Here is an 18,109-nt window from a genome sequence, read left to right on the forward strand (position 1 = left end):
GTCGGTGCTCCTTCCAACACTTCCCGCGTGGTATCACGCTCCGCCCAAGGAAACGCTTATGAATTTGAGATCGAAACTGTTCGCCACCGTCGCAGCACCCGTTCTGTCGGCGGCTGTGATGGTTGACCCGGTCGCAGCGGCAACCGTGCTGCGCTCGCAGCAAGCCGTTTCGCCCGTGTCGAGCCGTATACTCGGCACTATCGAGCTTGCCCAGGCTGCCGTGACCTGTAGCGATGGAAGCCAGGCCGCGGACCAGGCGAGCTGCGATGCGATCGACGCTCAGCGTGCAGCCGAGCAGCAGCAGGCCGAGGAGGCGCAGAAGGCCGCCGAACAGCAGGCTGCCGAGGAGGCGCAGAAGGCCGCCGAGCAGCAGGCTGCCGAGGAGGCCCAGAAAGCCGCCGAGCAGCAGGCTGCCGAGGAAGCCCAGAAGGCCGCCGAACAGCAGGCTGCCGAGGAGGCCCAGAAGGCCGCCGAACAGCAGGCTGCCGAGGAGGCCCAGAAGGCTGCCGAGCAGCAGGCTGCCGAGGAAGCACAGAAGGCCGCCGAACAGCAGGCTGCCGAGGAAGCGCAGAAGGCCGCCGAGCAGCAGGCTGCCGAGGAAGCGCAGAAGGCTGCCGAACAGCAGGCGGCCGAGGAAGCCCAGAAGGCCGCCGAACAGCAGGCTGCCGAGGAAGCGCAGAAGGCCGCCGAGCAGCAGGCTGCCGAGGAAGCGCAGAAGGCTGCCGAACAGCAGGCGGCCGAGGAAGCCCAGAAGGCCGCCGAACAGCAGGCTGCCGAGGAAGCGCAGAAGGCCGCCGAGCAGCAGGCTGCCGAGGAAGCGCAGAAGGCTGCCGAACAGCAGGCGGCCGAGGAAGCCCAGAAGGCCGCCGAACAGCAGGCTGCCGAGGAAGCGCAGAAGGCCGCCGAGCAGCAGGCTGCCGAAGAAGCCCAGAAGGCTGCCGAGCAGCAGGCTGCTGAAGAGGCGCAGAAGACTACCGAGCCGCCGGCAGCGGAAGCCGTGACGTGCGCGGACGGATCGCAAGCGGCATCCGCCGATGCGTGCCCTCCGGGCGAACAGTCCCCGGTAGAACAGCCGGCTCCTGCAGAGGAAGCCCCGGCAGAAGAGGCTCCCGCGAAGCAAGCCCCAGCGGATGAGCCGGCCCCGGCTGAGGAACCCGCTACCGCGCCTGCCGCTCCATCCAACGAGGCCGCCCCCGCCGATCAGGCGCCTGCCGAAGAAGCGCCTCAAGTGGAGACCGCTCCGGCCGAACAGCCGGCTGAAAGCCCGCTATCCAACGACGAAATGAAGCCGGCTCAGGACGAGACGCAGGGTGAGGCGCCCGCAGCGCCGCAGGACCAGTCGACCGCCGCACCGGCGCCCGACCAGCAGCCTGTTGGTGAACAGGTTCTCGTTCCGGCCGTCGAGCCACCGGAGGATGCGCCGGTCACCGAGATCGTCGACGAGCGCAGCGCCGAAGACAAACAGCAGATCGCCGAGGATCCTTCCAAGACTGCCGAGACGGTGGTTCTGCCGGTCGACAATGGCGCGGCCGTTCTCGACAGCGACAAGGATGCCGACAATAGCGGCGGTGCCAAAATTCGCGATGCGCGCACCGTACAGCGCGAGGAAACGCCGGTCGTTGCGGCCCCGGCAAGCGATGCCGAGGCGCAGGGCGACGCGCCGAAGTTCGAGCCGCAAGTGATGGAAGCCCTCATCGAGGAAAAGGGCGAGGCCAGGGAAACCGCCCCTGCCTTTGAGGTGCCTACTTCGGTGACCAACGTCACGAATGTGACGAACGTGACGAACGTGACAAACGTCACCACCAACGTCACCAATGAGACGAACATCAATGAAACGAATATCGTCAACCAGGTGAACGAGGTGCGGGTAGTCGAGGAAGTCGACAACCGGACGATCATCAACGTCGGCAACCTTGAAGTGGTGCGCAACAACGACAGGTCGCGCCTGCGCTATGACGAGGAGCAGACCTTCTACGAAGAACTGTCGCGTGGCCGAATGCGCGAGACAATCGAGCGCAATGACGGTTCGCGGCTGGTAACGGTCTACAACCGCTACGGCGACATCATCCTGCGCTCGCGCTTCACCGCGGGTGGTGAGGAATATGTGTTGTTCTATGCTCCGGAAGCCGACCGCGAAGAGCCGCATGTCTATGTCGACGTCGGCTACAGCCTGCCGCCGATGCGCCTGACCATTCCGGTTCAGGACTATATCGTCACGACGTCGAATGCGCCCGATCGCGATTATTACGACTTCCTCGCCCAGCCGCCGGTGGAGCGTGTCGAGCGGGTCTACTCGATCGAGGAGGTGAAGTCGTCGGCCCGTATTCGTGACAAGGTGCGCCGTATCGACCTCGACACGATTACCTTCCCGTCGGGATCGGCCGAGGTTCCGCTCGCCCAGGCGAAGACCCTGCGCAAGGTCGCGGCGGCGATGGAACAGGTGCTGGCGAAGGATCCGGGCGAGACCTTCCTGATCGAGGGCCACACGGATGCCGTGGGTTCAGACCGGTCGAACCTGGTCCTGTCGGACCAGCGCGCCGAGACGGTCGCCAACCTGCTGACCGAGGTCTATGGCATCCCGCCGGAAAACCTCACCGTCCAGGGCTATGGCGAGCGCTACCTCAAGATTCGCACCGCCGGAGACGAACAGCAGAACCGTCGCGTCGCAATCCGCCGCGTCACCTCGCTCGTTCGCCCCGCGACCGCCTCGAACTGACGGCGACAAGGCCAAGATGGCCGATGGAAATGAAGAGGCCGCCGGAGATGATCCGGCGGCCTCTTTGCATGTTCCGTTTTCTTCAGCCGGTCCGGGCCGGTAACTTGACGATGTCCGCGATGAAGTCGGCGATTGTCATGGTGTCGTCGAGGTCAAAGACCGGCAAGCGCGAATCTTCAACCGGATGATCGGCGGCGATCGCGACGATGTGCGGATCGTTCGGCGCCAGCGGTTCGCGGCTCCTGGCCTCCAGCCGCCGGGCCTCGATCTTCGGCACGGGCTCGCGCTTGTAGCCTTCGATCAGCACCAGATCGCAGGGGCCGAGCCGGCCCAGAATGTCCTCGAAACTCGGTTCGGCGGCGCCCCGCAATTCGTGCATGATGGCGTAGCGCGTGCCCGAGACGAGGGCCACCTCATGGGCGCCGGCCTCGCGGTGGCGGTAGCTGTCGGCGCCGACCTTGTCGATGTCGAAATCATGATGGGCGTGCTTGATCGTCGAAATGCGATAGCCGCGCCGGGTGAACTCGGCGACGAGCCGGACGGCAAGGCCGGTCTTGCCGGAATTCTTCCAGCCGGAAATGCCGAAGATGCGGGGTCTGGCGGTCATTTCGACAAGGCCTCGAGATAGCGTTCGGCCGAAAGGAGATCGGCCGGCGTATTGACGTTGAAGAAGGGGTCGAGCGACCCCGCCGACGTTTCAACCAGCGGGAAGTCGACGGCGAGCGAGGGATGGCGGGCGATGTAGGCCTGGAGGCGGCGGTTGTCGGGATTGGCCAGCCAGCTCTCCAGGTCATCGGCGAGCGATAGCGGCCAGAGAGCGACGACCGGATGGACCCGGCCAGCGGAGGCGGCCAGAACGATGCGCGTGGGGTCGTCGGCTGCGGCGCAGAGCGTGGCGGCGAGGTTGGACGGCAGGAAGGGCGTGTCGGCCGGAACGGTCAGCAGGTGGCTGGCCGTACTCGTCGCTGCCGCGTGGCGCAGGCCGGCCAGGACCCCGGCAAGCGGGCCTGGACGATCGGCAACCGTGTCCGGCACGAGCGGCAGGCCGAGGCCGAGGGGAAAACCCTCCGGCGCATTGATCGCCAGCGAGATCACCTGGGGGGCGAGGCGTTCAACGATCCAGGTGATCATCGGCCGGCCGTCAAAGGGGGCGGTCGTCTTGTCGCGGCCCATCCGGCGGGAGGCTCCGCCGGCAAGGATCAATGCCGGGAGCTTCTGGCGATCGCTCATCTTTCGTCATCCCTCCAGCTGTCGCTCTTGTCAGCATAATGGAGGAAGAGCAGGGCGGCGATGGCAAGCACACCGCAGGCGAGCATGACCAGCAGGAGCGGCATGGCGCCGGTTTCGACGCTGAGGATGGCCGAGGCATAGACCGAGGTCGCCGCACCGCCGCCCATGGCGATCGCACCGCTGAGGCCCGAGGCCGAGCCGGCGAGATGCGGCTTGACGCTGACCACGCCGGCATTGGCGCTCGGCAGGGTCAGACCGTTGCCGAAGCCGACGATGACCTGCGGCCCGAAGAAGGCGAGGGCGGAGGAGGCACCCGCCAGCAGGAAGAGGATCGGCAACACTGTGCCGGCAATCAGCATGATGGTGCCGGCCAGCATCATGGCAAAGGTGCCGAAGCGCCTTGCATAGCGGCCGGAAAGGTAGTTTCCGACCATGTAGCCGGCGGCGATGAAGATGAATTGCAGGCCGAGCGTGCTCGGGCTCATCTCCATCAGCGTCGCGCCGACGAAGGGGGCGCCGCCGAGAAACGCGAAGAAGGCGCCGGAGGTGAAAGTGACGACGGCCGTATAACCCCAGAACTGCGGCGAAGCGAGCAGGCCCGGCCAGGCCTTGAACTGTGCGGAAAAGCTGGCGCTGCGATTGTGGTTCGTTTCGCCAAGGTCGACGGCGACCAGCGCCAGTACCAGGGTTCCAAGGACAAGGAGGGCGGCGAAATTGGCGCGCCAGCCGAAGGCGTCGCCCAAAACACCGCCGATGGTCGGGCCGATCATCGGCACAATGGTCATGCCCATGGTGACATAGCCAATCATCGAGGCGGCTTCCTCCATCGGCACCATGTCGCGCACGATGGCCCGTGACAAGACGATGCCGGTAACGACGGCGGTCTGCAGCATGCGGGCTGCGACAAGCGTGTAGATGTCGGTGGCGACCATGCAGACGAGCGTGGCGAGGAGAAGGATGACCAGGCTGCCGATCACCGTCGGCCGCCGTCCGAAGCGATCCGAAAGCGGCCCGATGACGATCTGGATCAGCGCGGTGACGGCGATATAGCCGGAGATCAGGATCTGGATCGTACCGTAGGATACGCCGAGATCCTTCGCCATGCTCGGCAGCGACGGCAGGAAGATGTTCATCGTCAGCGCGGAGAGGCCGGCGATCGCCACCAGGGTCACGATGTGCGGCGGCGACCGACGGTCGAGAAAGCGTGTGTTCGTCAAGGCTTCGTTCCCCGTCGCGGCGGTCGGTGTCCGATCATCTGGCTCACGGCGCAGGTCCTCCGGACGCCGCCTCCAGCCGTGCCGCTTCCGCGCGACGCCTGTTCTCGCGGTAGAAGGCATAAAGGCCCGAGCCGATGACGATGACGGTGCCGGTGACCATCCAGATGTCGGGGACTTCGTTGAAGAAGATCATGCCGAGCGCTACGGCCCAGAGCAGGCTGGTATAGCGGAAGGGGGCGATGAAGGAAATCTCGCCGGTGCGCATGGCCATGACGATGGCCAGGTAGCCGACGAAGATCAGGCACGAGGCCAGAGCCATGATACCGAAGGTCGAGCCGCTCATCGGCTGCCAGCCGCCGAAGGGAATGATCAGCGCCGCGCCGACGACCGTGATCCCTGCGGCGGTCGAAAGCGTGATGGCCAGGGAGGAAATGCCGGGGTCGATCCTCTTCGTCACAAGGTCGCGGGCCGCGGCGAAGACCACGCTCAACACGACGTAGAGCGCCGCCATGGTGAAGCCTTCCGGGCCGGGCCGGATGATGATCAATACGCCGACGAAGCCGACGGCGATCGCCGTCCAGCGCCGCCAGCCGACGGCCTCGCCGAGAAAAAGGGCAGCCCCAAGCGTGACCGCCAGAGGCAAGGCCTGGAGGATGGACGAGACATTGGCGAGCGGCATGGCGCCCAGCGCATTGAGGAAGGTGATGGCGGCAAGCGTCTCGAACAGCATGCGCAGCAGGACCATGGGCTGTATCAAAAGGCGGATATGACCGAGCGCGCCCATCTGGCGGGCCACTGCATAGACCAGAATGGTGGTCAGCGCGCCGCGCACGAACATCAGCTGGCCGACATTCATCAGCGGGGTGACAGCCTTGCTCAAGGCATCGTTCAACGTGAAGCCGGCCATTGCGAGCGCCATCAGCAGCGCTCCCTTGGAATTATTGGACAATGCCATGCGGGGAATTCCTGGAATCTGCAAGGTTCGACCCATGGGAGGCGACAGCCGAGCGTTTTGCCGATGATGGCTTGTGAGGGGGAGTGGAAAAAGCAGCATGCGACGTGTTTGAACCCGCCCACGCACAGCCGGCGACGGTTCAGCCTCCCGTGACGCTCATGTGGCGGGCGACCGCCGGGCGGAGGTGGTTGCGGTCGATGATGAAATCGTGACCCTTCGGCTTGCGGCCGATCGCCTCGTCGATCGCGGCCGACAGGAAGGCGTCGTCGGACGAGGCGCGCAGCGCGGTGCGCAGGTCGGCGGCGTCGTCCTGGCCGAGGCACATGTAAAGCGTGCCGGTGCAGGTCAGGCGTACGCGGTTGCAGCTCTCGCAGAAATTATGCGTCATCGGCGTGATCAGGCCGAGCTTGCCGCCGGTCTCCTCGACCCGCACATAGCGGGCGGGCCCGCCGGTGGAGAGCGGCAGGTCGGTGAGCGTGAAGCTCTCCTCCAGCCGACGCCGGACCACGGACAGGGGGAGGTATTGGTCGGTGCGGTCTTCGCCGGTCTCGCCCATCGGCATGGTCTCGATCAGCGTCAGGTCCATGTCATTGGTATGGGCATAGCGCATCAGTTCCGGGATCTCGTCCTCGTTGAAGCCCTTGAGGGCGACGGCGTTGAGCTTGACCCGGATGCCGGCGGCCTGGGCGGCGCGAATGCCTTCCATCACCCTGTCGAACTCGCCCCAGCGGGTAATCGTCCGGAATTTATCTGGATCGAGCGTATCGAGCGAGACATTGATTCGGCGAACCCCGCAATCGGCGAGTTCGGCGGCGAAGCGCGACAGCTGCGAACCGTTGGTGGTCAGGGTCAGCTCGTCGAGCACGCCGCTTTCCAGATGCCGGGACAGGCTGCGGAAAAGGAACATGATGTTCTTGCGCACCAGCGGCTCGCCGCCGGTCAGGCGCAGCTTTCGTACGCCCTTGGCAATGAAGGCGGAACAGAGCCGGTCGAGTTCCTCGAGTGTCAGCAGGTCCTTCTTTGGCAGGAAATTCATGTTTTCCGCCATGCAGTAGGTGCAGCGGAAATCGCAACGATCGGTGACCGAAACGCGCAGATAGGTGACGGCCCGCCCGAAGGGGTCGATCATCGGCGCGTCGTTCGGCGCAAGCGCGGTTGCGTCCCGCCATGGACCGGCACTGGAATTCAAAGCATGACCTCCCCGTTTATATGAGCAAGATGGTCACCACGGCGCGCCGCGTCAAGCAAATGGGTGCACATCATCCCGGCAAAATGTCTTGCGCTGCACAAGAGGCAGGCATAGTGCTCGACTTCGGGCGACAATTGACGGATGCGAACATGAGCGATTTCTGGCCAAGCGAGTTGAAGGTGTCGAAGGACCGGCAGATGCTGTCGGTGACGTTCAACGACGGGATCGTGGCCACGCTTCCGGCGGAACTGCTCAGGGTGCTGTCGCCCTCGGCCGAGGTGCAGGGGCACGGACCCGGCCAGAAGGTCACAGTGCCGGGCAAGCGCGACGTGGCGATTCGGGCGGTGGCGCCGACCGGCAATTACGCCGTTCGCATCGCTTTCGACGACGGGCATGACAGCGGAATTTTCACCTGGAGCTATCTGCGCGAACTGGGCGAGACCGGGGAGGCAAAGTTCGCCGAATACGAACGCGAACTGACGCAAAAGGGCCTCAGCCGCGATCATCGCTGACATCGGGACTACGTGCCGACCAGCGGCGATCACTCGCCGGCGGTTTCTTCGCTCATCAGGCGGGTTATGAGCTTCTCCATCGTCCCGGCCATCAGCAGGCAGTCCTCGATCGGCGTTGCCGACAATATGCGTTCGATCAGGTCGGTCTGGATGGCCATGGCCCTCACGGTCAGTTCGCGGCCTTTGTCTGTGAGGAAGAGGCGCAGGATCCGCTTGTCCCTGGCATCCGCGCGACGTTCTATCAGGCCGCGTTTTTCCATCTGCGGCAGGAGCATGCTCATGTTGGAGCGTCCGACGAGCAGCTTGCGGGCCAGTTCCTGCTGCGAGATCGCCTCGAAACGATAGAGATTGACGAGAATGTCGAGATGCGGCGGCTTGATGTCGAGCGGCGCAAGCGCCCGCGTCAGCGCCTGTTGCATGAGCTGGCAGGCACGACCGACGCTGACCCAGCTCTTGAATCGCGGATGGTCCCAGGGCAGGGCTTGATTTTTGTTCATCGTTGTACTTTATTGTTCATAGTTGAACAGTTTCAAGGATTCCGACTATGCCATCCTTTGCGGCCAAGGTCACCCGATTCGGTTTTTCGACGCTGGGACGTATTTCACCGGATCTGGCGAGCCGCCTGGCCCTGGCTCTGTTCTGCCACACACCGCCCAAGCGGCCGAAGGCGGCCAAGGCCCGGCAGTCCTTTGCGGACGGCGCGCGCAAGCTCTCCACGGCGGAAAGGCTGATGCTCGAGGTCCGAGGCGCGAAGGTCGGGCTCCGCAGGATCGGCGCGCCGCGTTGCTCGGCGCCGCGCCTCCTCGTCGTCCATGGCTGGGGCTCGCGCGCCGAATATCTGGCCGACCTCGCCATGGGGCTGAGGGAGGCAGGCGCGGAGGTCTTCGTACTCGACCTGCCGGGCCACGGCCGTTCGTCCGGCCGGACCCTCGACATGCGCATGGCGGCCGAAGCCATGGCCGAGGCGCAGGCGCGGTTCGGCCCCTTCGATGCGGCGGTCGGCCACTCATTCGGTGGCGCGGCGCTGATGGCCGCTGCCGGCGGCAGTTTCCCCGGCGTGCCGGCCTTTTCGGTTCAACGCCTTGCCGTGATCGGCTCGCCGTCGCGGATCGAGGATGTCTTCGACGGTTTCGTCACGATGGCCGGCCTCAACCCGAGGACCGCTCGGGCCCTTGTCGCGCGAACCGAGCGGCGGGTCGGCTGCCCGGTCGAGGCGCTGGACGGGGTGGCGATCGCGCGCAGGCTCGGCCGGCCGCTGCTGGTGGTCCATGCCGAGGACGACAAGGAGGTCGGCGCTGACCAGGCGAAGCGCTATCTCGGCGTTTCCCATCACATTCGCCATCACTGGGCGAACGGGCAGGGGCATCGGCGCATCGTCAGCGCGCCGGAGGTGGTGGCCACCGTCTCGAACTTTCTTGTTGGTGACGATTCGACTGGCGAAATGGGCGAAACGGTGAGGCTGCGCACGGCGTCATCCGTCTGATAGGGTCTTCTCGTAAACGGGGCCGACGGCGCGCGCCGCGTCCCGTCGCGACAGACCTGGAAGGAGAGGCCATGACGATCATCCGCACCCCAGACGCGCTCAGGGAGATCTACGGCGGCGTGTCGGAAGCCTCGCTCGTCAAGGTGACGCCGGCGCTGACCGCGGATTATCGCCTGATGATCGAGCGCTCGCCCTTCATGGCGCTGGCGACCGTCGGTCCGGAAGGTCTGGACTGCTCGCCGCGCGGTGATCGTGGCGCGGTCGTGCGGGTGGAAGACGAAAAGACGCTCGCCATTCCCGACTGGCGCGGCAACAACCGGATCGATTCGCTGATGAATATCGTGCGCGATCCACGCGTCGCGTTGATGTTCCTCATTCCCGGCTCGAACACGGCGATACGGGTCAACGGGCAGGCCGTCGTCTCGGTCGATGCCGACGTGCTCGACAGCTTCGAGATGGACGGCAAGCATCCGCGCTGCGTGGTGCTGGTCACCATCGGCGAGGTCTATTTCCAGTGCGCCCGGGCGATCATGCGGGCGGATCTGTGGAACCCTGAGGGCTTTGTCGATCCGAAGATCCTGCCGACGCCCGGCGATCTGCTGAAGGCGGCGCAAGCCGATTTCGACAAGGAAACCTATGACCGGCAATGGCCGGAGCGCGCCGCCAAGACCATGTGGTGAGCAGCCGTCGCGGCGCTCCCTTTCTCGGCGGCGGCGTGACGCATTGTCAGAGCCGACCGCTCATGCGACGCTTTGGCTGCGGGATTATGACAGCCAGCAAGGAGGGGGCGGATGAAGCGCGTCGGATCGTTTGCACTGCTGTTCCTGGGATTTGCGCTGGCATCCTGTGCCGCACGGGCCGGCGAATTGGGACTTGACGAAAAGCTTCGGCTTCTCGTTGCGGCCTATCCCGAAACGCTTGCCGGCATAGAGGACGGCCGCCTGACCTTTCGGGACGGCGGCGAACCGCTTTTGATCGATGACGGCAAGGCGAAGGATCATTTCGCCAAGCTCGCACAGGGCGATGTCGAGGACAGCCTCTCGCAGGTCTATCCGGTCGGGCCATGCGAAACGAAGCCGGCGGTCAATGTCGATCCCGGTCGTATCCGCAGCGATCCGTTGATGATGCGGCTCTACGGGGCATCGGCACGCGAGGTGGAGCGCTCGCTGGTCAAGGTGACCTGGTTCGGCGAGAGCGTTCGGGTGACGAAAAGACAGGGTGCGGCGGCGGCGCTGGAAAAGGTCCGCGACGAACTGGCGTCAAGACCGGAGCTGAAGCGCTATCTGGTGCCCTCGGCCGGCACGTTCAACTGGCGCAAGGTGGCGAACGCGCCGAACATGTCGGTCCACAGTTTCGGTGCGGCGATCGACATCAACACCAAGTTCGCCGACTACTGGATCTGGTCCGGGGGCAAGCCGGGCAAGGTGCCCCATTATGCCAACAAGTTCCCGTTGGCGATCATCGATGTGTTCGAGCGGCATGGCTTTATCTGGGGCGGGCGCTGGTATCACTACGACACGATGCACTTCGAATACCGGCCGGAACTGATTGCGATCGCCCGGGAAAGCGGCGCTTCCGCCTGTCCGTGAGCGATTGGCCGGGGATTAACGCTTGTAGATCAGCCAGCTCTTGGTGAAGTCCTTCTTCATGCCGTCCTCGAAGATCTTCGTGCGGTTGCGACCGGCATTCTTGGCGCAGTAGAGCGCGATGTCGGACTTGGCATAGAGTTCGCCCGGATCTTCGGCTTCACCCGCCATGCAGAAGCCGAGCGACAGGGTGATCGGGCCGTAGTTCACACCGGTCCTCGAGTTTTTGAAGGGTGTCGTCTCCAGGGCGGTCCGGACGCGCTCGCACATGAGGTTGACTTCCTCGGCGCTATGACCTTCGACGATGATGGCGAACTCCTCGCCGCCAGTGCGCGCGACGAAACAATCCTTGCGGACATTGGCCCGGATCACCGTGGCGACGGTCGCGAGGATCTTGTCGCCGACCGGATGGCCATAGGTGTCGTTGATCTTCTTGAAATTGTCGATGTCGGCCAGCACCAGGCCAGTCAGCGGCGCGCTCGACGTGGCATTGTAGATCGACGCCAGCCGCTCGTCGAAGGCGCGACGATTGGCGATGCGGGTCAGCGAATCCGTGTTGGCGATGCGCTTGTATTCGTCCAGCTCCTTGCGGACCTGGTCCATTTCCTGAGACTTCTGGCTGACCTGCTCGACCGTCTGGGAGCCGTGGGCCATGGTGTCGCCGGTGGCCTCCGACAGAAGGGTGATGGCGCTGCGCAGGATGTCGGCGCTGGTGTTGTTCTTCGAACTGATGCGGGTGTAGGTCTCGCCAAGCAGCTTGTTGTAGCTTTCGAGCGATGTCTGCTCCTGTTTCAACAGGCGCAGCAGACCGTCCAGTTCGCTGACGATCTTCGAATGAGCGCTCTCGACCACCCGGTTCTGGTGATTGCCGAAATATTGCTGGCCGATCTCGTCGAGTTCGTCCTGCGTCGCCTTGCTGCCGAGCGCGGCCAGATCCCGGGTCAGGGTCGGATTGGAGCCGATATAGGCTTCGTAGAAGAGTTCGTAATTGCGCGGAATAGGAGCAACGCCCATGCTTCGCATCGCATAGGTGATCTGCGCCGATATATCGGGAATCTGCGCCTTCGGCGTCGTTGCCGTGTTCATAGGCGAACTCCATTGATCTTTCGGATCCATGATCCTTTCTGATTGTTAGATCAAATTTGTTTGGAAATATTTAATGACGAGTACCCGTGATTTCATCGGCGAAAATCTATGCCGAGCCGGTGGTCGCCATCCAAGTCGTTGATACATTTATAATATTCGGTGAACCAAGAAGAAAGGGCGCCGCTTGCGCGCCGCCCTCATGGTGCAATTCTCTTGCCGATCTCTCAGCCGAGATTGAATTCCTGGAAGAAATCATTGCCCTTGTCGTCGGTGACGATGAAGGCCGGGAAGTCGACGACTTCGATCTTCCATACCGCCTCCATGCCGAGTTCCGGATATTCGAGAACCTCGACATGCTTGATGCAGTCCTGGGCAAGGCGTGCCGCCGGGCCACCGATCGAGCCGAGATAGAAGCCGCCGTGCTTCTTGCAGGCCTCGCGCACGGCGCGCGAGCGGTTGCCCTTGGCGAGCATGACCATGGAGCCACCGAAGGACTGGAACTGGTCGACGTAGCTGTCCATGCGGCCGGCGGTCGTCGGGCCGAAAGAGCCGGAGGCATAGCCGGTCGGGGTCTTCGCCGGGCCGGCATAATAGACCGGATGGTTCTTCAGGTATTCCGGCATGCCTTCACCCTTTTCCAGCCGCTCGCGGATCTTGGAATGGGCAAGGTCGCGGGCGACGATGATGGTGCCGGTCAGCGACAGGCGGGTCTTCACCGGGTGCTTGGTCAACTCGGCAAGGACCGCGCTCATCGGCTGGTTGAGGTCGATCTTCACGACGGAGGAGGACAGTGCCGTCTCGTCGATCTCCGGCATGTATTTCGACGGATCGGTTTCCAGCTGCTCGATGTAGATGCCGTCCTTCGTGATCTTGCCGAGCGCCTGGCGGTCGGCGGAACAGGAAACGCCGAGCCCGATCGGCAGCGAGGCGCCGTGGCGGGGCAGGCGGATGACGCGCACGTCATGGCAGAAATACTTGCCGCCGAACTGGGCGCCGACGCCAAGCGACTGGGTCAGCTTGTGGATTTCCTGCTCCATTTCCAGGTCGCGGAAGGCGTGGCCCGATTCCGAACCTTCCGTCGGCAGGCTGTCGAGGTAACGCGCAGAGGCGAGCTTGACCGTCTTCAGGTTCATCTCGGCAGACAGGCCGCCGATGACGATCGCCAGATGGTAGGGCGGACAGGCCGCCGTGCCGAGCGACAGGATCTTGTCCTTCAAAAACTCGATCATGCGGTCGTGGGTCAGGAGCGAGGGCGTGCCCTGGTAGAGATAGGTCTTGTTGGCCGAGCCGCCGCCCTTGGCCATGAACAGGAACTTGTAGGCGTCCTCGCCTTCCTCGTAGATGTCGATCTGTGCCGGCAGGTTGGTGCGGGTGTTCTTTTCCTCGAACATCTTCAGCGGCGCCAGCTGTGAATAGCGCAAATTCTTGCGCTCGTAGGCATCCATCACGCCCTTGGCGAGCGCCACCTCGTCTCCGCCCTCGGTCCAGACCCGGCGGCCCTTCTTGGCCATGATGATCGCGGTGCCTGTGTCCTGGCACATCGGCAGCACGCCGCCGGCGGCAATGTTGGCGTTCTTCAGCAGGTCATAGGCGACGAAGCGGTCGTTGTCGGTCGCTTCGGGGTCCGAAAGGATGGAGGCGAGCTGCTTCAGGTGCCCCGGGCGCAGCAGATGGTTGATGTCGGCAAACGCCGTCTCGGCGAGCAGGCGCAGGCCCTCCGGTTCGACGGTCAGGACGTCCTGGCCCTTGAAGGTGTCGATGGATACGTAGTCGGAGGAAATCTTGCGGTAGGGAGTGGTGTCTTCGCCGAGGGGAAAGAGAGCGTCAGCCATGGGGGACCTTTAGCGGAACAGGGAGCGGAAATTTCCGCTTCCGTCTAGTCCGACAATAGCCGTTTTGCAATGATTCCAAAGTGGGGAGGCGTTGCCTATCGCTGGTGTTCGATATCGCGGGCGCCGTGGATGATCGCAACGACGAGAAGATGCGCATCGTGGGGCTCATAGATTATGACGTAATTGCCAACGACGAGAATGCGGGCAATGTCGCCGAGATCCGGTCTCCTTACGCCCATCAAAGGGTATTGCGCGGCAAGCTCCAGCCTATCGAAGAATGCGGAAAGCAGAGCATCGGCTGCCGGTTCGTTTTGCGCCGCGACCCAGCGCCATATGTCCCTGAGGTCCTGCTCCGCCTTGGGACTGAAGACATAGGACATGACGGACTTAGCCGGCTGATTTAAGGTCGCGCAGCAGGTCTGGCAGGCGCAGTTCGCGTGGCGGACCGCTGGCTTTGCCTTTGTCATAGGCCGCTTTCAGCCGGCGGTCGAAATCCCTGTCCGTGTTCGTACCGGCCCAGAGGGAAAGAGCGGCTTCGACAACCTCGCTTGCCGATGTGAAGTCGCCAGACGCCACAGCCGCTTCGATCCGGTCGATGTCGGCCGGATCGAGAGAAACGGTGAGAGGTCTCTTGGGTGAACTGGTCATTGGCTCAACCTAGTCGAGAAGGCGGACGCCATCAAGGTTGCCGGCTTCCTTACTTCGGACCGATCATCAGCTCCGGCCGCACCAGTTCGTCGAACTCCTCGTTGCTGAGATAGCCGCCGCCGACCGTTTCCTGGCGCAGCGTCGTGCCGTTCCTGTGGGCGGTCTTGGCGATCTTGGCGCAGGTGTCGTAGCCGAGACGGCTATTGAGGGCGGTGACCAGCATCAGTGAGTTTTCCACGCCCTTCTTGATATTGTCCTCGCGGGCTTCGATGCCGACGACGCAATTGTCGGTGAAGGAGCGGGCCGCATCGCCGAGCAGCTGCACGGACTGCAGGAAGTTGTAGGCCATCATCGGATTGTAGACGTTGAGTTCGAAATGGCCCTGGCTGCCGGCGAAGGTGATGGCAGCATTGTTGCCGAAAATATGGGCGCAGACCTGGGTCAGCGCCTCTGACTGGGTCGGGTTGACCTTGCCCGGCATGATCGACGAGCCCGGCTCGTTTTCCGGCAGCGCCAGTTCGCCGAGACCCGCGCGCGGGCCGGAGCCGAGGAAGCGGATGTCGTTGGCGATCTTGAACAGGGCGGCGGCGGCGGCGTTGATCGCGCCGTGCGAGAAGACCATGGCGTCGTGGGCGGCGAGCGCCTCGAACTTGTTCGGGGCGGTGACGAAGGGCAGGCCGGTGATCGCCGCAATCTCTTCCGCCACCTTTTCGGCAAAGCCGATGGGCGCGTTGAGGCCGGTGCCCACGGCAGTGCCGCCTTGGGCCAGTTCGTAAAGGCCCGGCAGCGTCAGCTCGATCCGTCTGATCGCCGAGGCGACCTGGGCGGCATAGCCGGAGAACTCCTGGCCGAGCGTCAGTGGGGTGGCATCCTGGGTGTGGGTACGGCCGATCTTGATGATGTGGGCAAAGGATTTCGCCTTGGCATCAAGGGCCTGGTGCAGATGTTTGAGATTTGGAATCAGGTGGCGGACGATCTGTTCTGCGCATGCGATATGCATCGCCGTCGGATAGGTGTCGTTCGACGACTGGCTCATGTTGACGTGGTCGTTGGGATGCACCGGCTTCTTCGACCCCATGACGCCGCCGAGCATTTCGATAGCCCGGTTGGATATCACCTCATTGGCGTTCATGTTGGACTGCGTGCCGGAACCGGTCTGCCAGACGACGAGCGGGAAATGGTCGTCGAGCCTGCCGTCGATCACTTCCTGCGCGGCACTCACAATGGCCTGGCCGAGCGCCGGATCGAGACCGCCGAGCGCCATGTTGGCGCGGGCCGCCGCCTGCTTGACGATGCCGAGGGCACGCACGACGGAAAGCGGCTGTTTTTCCCAGCCGATCTTGAAATTGCCGCGCGAGCGCTCGGCCTGCGCGCCCCAATAGCGATCGGCGGCGACGTCGATCGGGCCGAATGTGTCTGTTTCCGTGCGGATATTGCTCATCGGGTGACCTTGCTCTCAATCTGCTGCGAGAGGGGATATTTAGCCCCAGCGTGGTGTGGTGCCAATGGCCTCCTCAATATTTGAGCGTTGAATTCAGGTTAAAATTAGCGACAGGGCCATCTTGTAAATTTCGATATTTCATGATTTCTGGAATTATGGATACGAAACAGACACTCGATTCCCTTTCCGCCCTCGGTCACGAAGGGCGCCTGGCTGTCTTTCGCTTGCTGGTGCGGCATGCCCCGGAGGGCCTGAACGCCGGCGAGATCGCCACAGCCCTGAACTTCCGCGCCAACACGCTTTCGGCGAACCTGACCGTGCTGGCCAATGCCGGGCTGATCGCGGGCGAGCGGGAAGGGCGCCACATCCGCTACCGGGCCGATCTCGACTGCATGCGCGAACTCATGGGTTTTCTACTGGAGGACTGCTGCGGCGGCTCCCCGGAGATCTGCCGCCCGATTCTCGATGAAATTACTTGTCGTTGCTAGAGGCCTCTTCCATGACCCAAGAGCATTTCAATGTCTTGTTCCTGTGCACCGGCAATTCGGCGCGCTCCATCCTCGCAGAAGCCTGCCTCAATCGTGAGGGGCGGGGGCGGTTCACGGCCTATTCCGCGGGCTCGCATCCCAAGGGTGAGGTTCACCCGATGGCGATCGATCTGCTGAAGCGCGCCAATTACGATACCTCCGGTCTGCGTTCCAAAAGCTGGGACGAGTTTGCCGTGCCCGGTGCGCCGAAAATGGATTTCGTTTTCACGGTTTGCGATTCGGCCGCCGCCGAGGCTTGTCCGGTCTGGCCGGGCCAGCCGATGACGGCCCATTGGGGCGTGCCGGACCCTGCCGCCGTGGAGGGAACCGAGACGGAGAAGGCGCTGGCGTTTGCCGACGCCTACCGGATGCTGGGCAACCGGATCTCCATTTTCGTCAACCTGCCGATCGCCAGCCTCGACAGGCTCGCCCTGCAGAAGCGGGTGAGCGAGATCGGCAAATCCTAAAAGGCGCGGCTGTCGCGCACCATTCCTGTCAACGATCGGCGTATTTTCATGTCCTCGACTTCGTCTCCGTCCCCGCTCGGCTTTTTCGAGCGCTATCTGTCGATTTGGGTCGCGCTTTGCATCGCGGCCGGCGTCGGCCTCGGCTTGTCCTTTTCCGGCTTGTTTCAGGCTGTCGCGGCGATCGAATATGCCAGCGTCAACCTGGTCGTCGCGGTGCTGATATGGGTGATGATCTACCCGATGATGGTCAGCATAGACTTCGCCTCTTTGAAGGATGTCGGGCGTAAACCCAAGGGGCTGTGCGTGACGCTCGTGGTCAACTGGCTGATCAAACCCTTCACCATGGCCATTCTCGGCGTTTTGTTCTTCGAATATGTCTTTGCCGGGCTCGTTTCGCCGGAAGATGCCAAGGAATACATTGCCGGCATGATCCTGCTCGGCGTGGCACCCTGCACTGCGATGGTCTTTGTCTGGAGCCAGTTGGTCCGGGGTGACGCGAACTACACTCTGGTTCAGGTGTCGATCAACGATCTGGTGATGGTCGTCGCCTTCGCGCCGATCGCCGCCTTCCTGCTCGGCGTGACGGAAGTCGTCGTGCCCTGGCAAACGCTGCTGCTGTCGGTCATCCTCTATGTCGTGATTCCGCTCGTGGCCGGTTATCTGACGCGCCGGCGGCTCGACGCGCGCCACGACGGGGAGGCCGTGGCCGGATTCACGGCCACCCTCAAGCCCTTTTCAATCGTCGGGCTGCTGGCGACCGTCGTGCTTCTGTTCGGGTTCCAGGCCCAGACGATCGTTGCCTCGCCGCTCGTCATCGTGCTGATCGCCATACCGCTCCTGCTGCAGAATGTGCTGATCTTCATCATCGCCTATGGCTGGTCCTATCTCTGGCGCCTCCCGCACAACGTCGCCGCACCGGCGGCGCTGATCGGCACGTCCAATTTCTTCGAGCTTGCCGTCGCCGTCGCGATCAGCCTGTTCGGGCTCAATTCCGGTGCGGCGCTGGCCACGGTCGTCGGCGTTCTCGTCGAGGTGCCTGCGATGCTGGCGCTCGTGGCGGTCGCCAACAGCACGCGACGCTATTTTCCCGCCTGATGCGATCGGCCCGGCCGCCTCTGTCGGCCGTGTCATATTTGGCACGTGTCCCGCCTAAATGAGCGGGCTTCCGCACGGCCATTCGAGCCTGTCCACAGTAACGTGGCGAGGGGTAAAGAAAATTT

Annotated in this window: 19 protein-coding genes; 8 read left to right on the plus strand and 11 right to left on the minus strand. The window is 63.5% G+C overall.

Going from position 1 to position 18,109, the window contains the following annotated elements:
• The first annotated feature begins 58 nt into the window (after positions 1 to 58).
• Positions 59 to 2,716 carry an OmpA family protein gene (locus RHIZ70P_RS04780; RefSeq protein WP_235842143.1) on the plus strand — a complete coding sequence of 886 codons (2,658 nt, stop codon included), beginning with the start codon at positions 59 to 61 and terminating at the stop codon, positions 2,714 to 2,716.
• An 82-nt stretch (positions 2,717 to 2,798) separates the two neighbouring features.
• Here RHIZ70P_RS04780 and mobB read toward each other — a convergent pair whose 3' ends face one another.
• The 5 genes from mobB to moaA all read right to left on the minus strand — a co-directional run bounded on the left by mobB (position 2,799) and on the right by moaA (position 7,247).
• Positions 2,799 to 3,323, minus strand: coding sequence for a molybdopterin-guanine dinucleotide biosynthesis protein B (mobB, locus tag RHIZ70P_RS04785; protein ID WP_115669247.1), 525 nt, complete (start codon positions 3,321 to 3,323; stop codon positions 2,799 to 2,801).
• Complete coding sequence (gene mobA / locus RHIZ70P_RS04790) at positions 3,320 to 3,946, minus strand: molybdenum cofactor guanylyltransferase MobA (protein ID WP_115669248.1); 627 nt, start codon at positions 3,944 to 3,946, stop codon at positions 3,320 to 3,322. Before mobA ends, mobB begins: the two co-directional genes overlap by 4 nt.
• Entirely contained in the window at positions 3,943 to 5,163 is a 1,221-nt protein-coding gene (locus RHIZ70P_RS04795; RefSeq protein ID WP_235842144.1) for a multidrug effflux MFS transporter, read from the minus strand. Before RHIZ70P_RS04795 ends, mobA begins: the two co-directional genes overlap by 4 nt.
• Before the next feature lie 43 nt (positions 5,164 to 5,206).
• Complete coding sequence (locus RHIZ70P_RS04800; RefSeq protein ID WP_115669250.1) at positions 5,207 to 6,118, minus strand: DMT family transporter; 912 nt, start codon at positions 6,116 to 6,118, stop codon at positions 5,207 to 5,209.
• 139 nt (positions 6,119 to 6,257) lie between these two features.
• Complete coding sequence (moaA, locus tag RHIZ70P_RS04805; RefSeq protein WP_115669513.1) at positions 6,258 to 7,247, minus strand: GTP 3',8-cyclase MoaA; 990 nt, start codon at positions 7,245 to 7,247, stop codon at positions 6,258 to 6,260.
• A 209-nt stretch (positions 7,248 to 7,456) separates the two neighbouring features.
• On the opposite strand from moaA, the gene RHIZ70P_RS04810 reads away from it, so the two are divergent.
• Positions 7,457 to 7,819, plus strand: coding sequence for a gamma-butyrobetaine hydroxylase-like domain-containing protein (locus RHIZ70P_RS04810; protein WP_115669251.1), 363 nt, complete (start codon positions 7,457 to 7,459; stop codon positions 7,817 to 7,819).
• A 29-nt stretch (positions 7,820 to 7,848) separates the two neighbouring features.
• Here RHIZ70P_RS04810 and RHIZ70P_RS04815 read toward each other — a convergent pair whose 3' ends face one another.
• Positions 7,849 to 8,316 carry a MarR family winged helix-turn-helix transcriptional regulator gene (locus RHIZ70P_RS04815; protein WP_115669252.1) on the minus strand — a complete coding sequence of 156 codons (468 nt, stop codon included), beginning with the start codon at positions 8,314 to 8,316 and terminating at the stop codon, positions 7,849 to 7,851.
• Between the two features lie 47 nt (positions 8,317 to 8,363).
• On the opposite strand from RHIZ70P_RS04815, the gene RHIZ70P_RS04820 reads away from it, so the two are divergent.
• From RHIZ70P_RS04820 to RHIZ70P_RS04830, 3 genes are all read left to right on the plus strand, one after another.
• Positions 8,364 to 9,302 (plus strand): alpha/beta hydrolase, encoded by a 939-nt coding sequence (locus tag RHIZ70P_RS04820; protein ID WP_115669253.1) that lies wholly within the window; start codon positions 8,364 to 8,366, stop codon positions 9,300 to 9,302.
• A 71-nt stretch (positions 9,303 to 9,373) separates the two neighbouring features.
• Entirely contained in the window at positions 9,374 to 9,982 is a 609-nt protein-coding gene (locus tag RHIZ70P_RS04825) for a pyridoxamine 5'-phosphate oxidase family protein (protein WP_115669254.1), read from the plus strand.
• Between the two features lie 111 nt (positions 9,983 to 10,093).
• The gene (locus RHIZ70P_RS04830) at positions 10,094 to 10,891 is read left to right on the plus strand and encodes a M15 family metallopeptidase (RefSeq protein WP_115669255.1); all 798 of its coding nucleotides are present in this window, start codon (positions 10,094 to 10,096) and stop codon (positions 10,889 to 10,891) included.
• Between the two features lie 15 nt (positions 10,892 to 10,906).
• On the opposite strand, the gene RHIZ70P_RS04835 is transcribed toward RHIZ70P_RS04830, so the two are convergent.
• The 5 genes from RHIZ70P_RS04835 to fumC all read right to left on the minus strand — a co-directional run bounded on the left by RHIZ70P_RS04835 (position 10,907) and on the right by fumC (position 15,895).
• The gene (locus RHIZ70P_RS04835; protein WP_115669256.1) at positions 10,907 to 11,974 is read right to left on the minus strand and encodes a GGDEF domain-containing protein; all 1,068 of its coding nucleotides are present in this window, start codon (positions 11,972 to 11,974) and stop codon (positions 10,907 to 10,909) included.
• A 224-nt stretch (positions 11,975 to 12,198) separates the two neighbouring features.
• On the minus strand, positions 12,199 to 13,806 hold the full coding sequence (locus RHIZ70P_RS04840) for a fumarate hydratase (RefSeq protein WP_115669257.1): 1,608 nt from the start codon (positions 13,804 to 13,806) through the stop codon (positions 12,199 to 12,201).
• A gap of 95 nt (positions 13,807 to 13,901) precedes the next feature.
• Positions 13,902 to 14,186, minus strand: coding sequence for a type II toxin-antitoxin system RelE/ParE family toxin (locus RHIZ70P_RS04845; RefSeq protein ID WP_115669258.1), 285 nt, complete (start codon positions 14,184 to 14,186; stop codon positions 13,902 to 13,904).
• A gap of 7 nt (positions 14,187 to 14,193) precedes the next feature.
• Positions 14,194 to 14,454: a ribbon-helix-helix domain-containing protein gene (locus tag RHIZ70P_RS04850; protein WP_115669259.1), complete on the minus strand. Its 261-nt coding sequence runs from the start codon at positions 14,452 to 14,454 to the stop codon at positions 14,194 to 14,196.
• Between the two features lie 49 nt (positions 14,455 to 14,503).
• Positions 14,504 to 15,895, minus strand: a complete 1,392-nt coding sequence (fumC, locus tag RHIZ70P_RS04855; RefSeq protein WP_115669260.1) for a class II fumarate hydratase — start codon at positions 15,893 to 15,895, stop codon at positions 14,504 to 14,506.
• A gap of 140 nt (positions 15,896 to 16,035) precedes the next feature.
• Between fumC and RHIZ70P_RS04860 the strand changes: the two genes are divergently transcribed.
• From RHIZ70P_RS04860 to arsB, 3 genes are read left to right on the plus strand one after another with little or no spacing between them, the layout of a single operon-like run.
• Entirely contained in the window at positions 16,036 to 16,383 is a 348-nt protein-coding gene (locus RHIZ70P_RS04860) for a metalloregulator ArsR/SmtB family transcription factor (RefSeq protein WP_328588175.1), read from the plus strand.
• 11 nt (positions 16,384 to 16,394) lie between these two features.
• The gene (locus tag RHIZ70P_RS04865) at positions 16,395 to 16,889 is read left to right on the plus strand and encodes an arsenate reductase ArsC (RefSeq protein ID WP_115669262.1); all 495 of its coding nucleotides are present in this window, start codon (positions 16,395 to 16,397) and stop codon (positions 16,887 to 16,889) included.
• Positions 16,890 to 16,937: 48 nt separating this feature from the next.
• Positions 16,938 to 17,984 (plus strand): ACR3 family arsenite efflux transporter, encoded by a 1,047-nt coding sequence (gene arsB / locus RHIZ70P_RS04870; protein WP_115669263.1) that lies wholly within the window; start codon positions 16,938 to 16,940, stop codon positions 17,982 to 17,984.
• Positions 17,985 to 18,109 lie beyond the last annotated feature (125 nt).

The organism is Paenirhizobium selenitireducens ATCC BAA-1503, assembly GCF_900492185.1.
Classification (GTDB): domain Bacteria; phylum Pseudomonadota; class Alphaproteobacteria; order Rhizobiales; family Rhizobiaceae; genus Allorhizobium; species Allorhizobium selenitireducens_A.

Bases quoted from the DNA above. Each gene is read 5' to 3' on its own strand.
- arsB (WP_115669263.1), top strand. From the start codon at position 16,938: ATGTCCTCGACTTCGTCTCCGTCCCCGCTCGGCTTTTTCGAGCGCTAT.
- moaA (WP_115669513.1), bottom strand. From the start codon at position 7,247: ATGATCGACCCCTTCGGGCGGGCCGTCACCTATCTGCGCGTTTCGGTC.
- RHIZ70P_RS04850 (WP_115669259.1), bottom strand. From the start codon at position 14,454: ATGACCAGTTCACCCAAGAGACCTCTCACCGTTTCTCTCGATCCGGCC.
- RHIZ70P_RS04835 (WP_115669256.1), bottom strand. From the start codon at position 11,974: ATGAACACGGCAACGACGCCGAAGGCGCAGATTCCCGATATATCGGCG.
- RHIZ70P_RS04860 (WP_328588175.1), top strand. From the start codon at position 16,036: ATGATTTCTGGAATTATGGATACGAAACAGACACTCGATTCCCTTTCC.
- RHIZ70P_RS04840 (WP_115669257.1), bottom strand. From the start codon at position 13,806: ATGGCTGACGCTCTCTTTCCCCTCGGCGAAGACACCACTCCCTACCGC.
- mobA (WP_115669248.1), bottom strand. From the start codon at position 3,946: ATGAGCGATCGCCAGAAGCTCCCGGCATTGATCCTTGCCGGCGGAGCC.
- RHIZ70P_RS04780 (WP_235842143.1), top strand. From the start codon at position 59: ATGAATTTGAGATCGAAACTGTTCGCCACCGTCGCAGCACCCGTTCTG.
- mobB (WP_115669247.1), bottom strand. From the start codon at position 3,323: ATGACCGCCAGACCCCGCATCTTCGGCATTTCCGGCTGGAAGAATTCC.
- RHIZ70P_RS04820 (WP_115669253.1), top strand. From the start codon at position 8,364: ATGCCATCCTTTGCGGCCAAGGTCACCCGATTCGGTTTTTCGACGCTG.
- RHIZ70P_RS04810 (WP_115669251.1), top strand. From the start codon at position 7,457: ATGAGCGATTTCTGGCCAAGCGAGTTGAAGGTGTCGAAGGACCGGCAG.
- fumC (WP_115669260.1), bottom strand. From the start codon at position 15,895: ATGAGCAATATCCGCACGGAAACAGACACATTCGGCCCGATCGACGTC.
- RHIZ70P_RS04825 (WP_115669254.1), top strand. From the start codon at position 9,374: ATGACGATCATCCGCACCCCAGACGCGCTCAGGGAGATCTACGGCGGC.
- RHIZ70P_RS04800 (WP_115669250.1), bottom strand. From the start codon at position 6,118: ATGGCATTGTCCAATAATTCCAAGGGAGCGCTGCTGATGGCGCTCGCA.
- RHIZ70P_RS04845 (WP_115669258.1), bottom strand. From the start codon at position 14,186: ATGTCCTATGTCTTCAGTCCCAAGGCGGAGCAGGACCTCAGGGACATA.
- RHIZ70P_RS04815 (WP_115669252.1), bottom strand. From the start codon at position 8,316: ATGAACAAAAATCAAGCCCTGCCCTGGGACCATCCGCGATTCAAGAGC.
- RHIZ70P_RS04865 (WP_115669262.1), top strand. From the start codon at position 16,395: ATGACCCAAGAGCATTTCAATGTCTTGTTCCTGTGCACCGGCAATTCG.
- RHIZ70P_RS04830 (WP_115669255.1), top strand. From the start codon at position 10,094: ATGAAGCGCGTCGGATCGTTTGCACTGCTGTTCCTGGGATTTGCGCTG.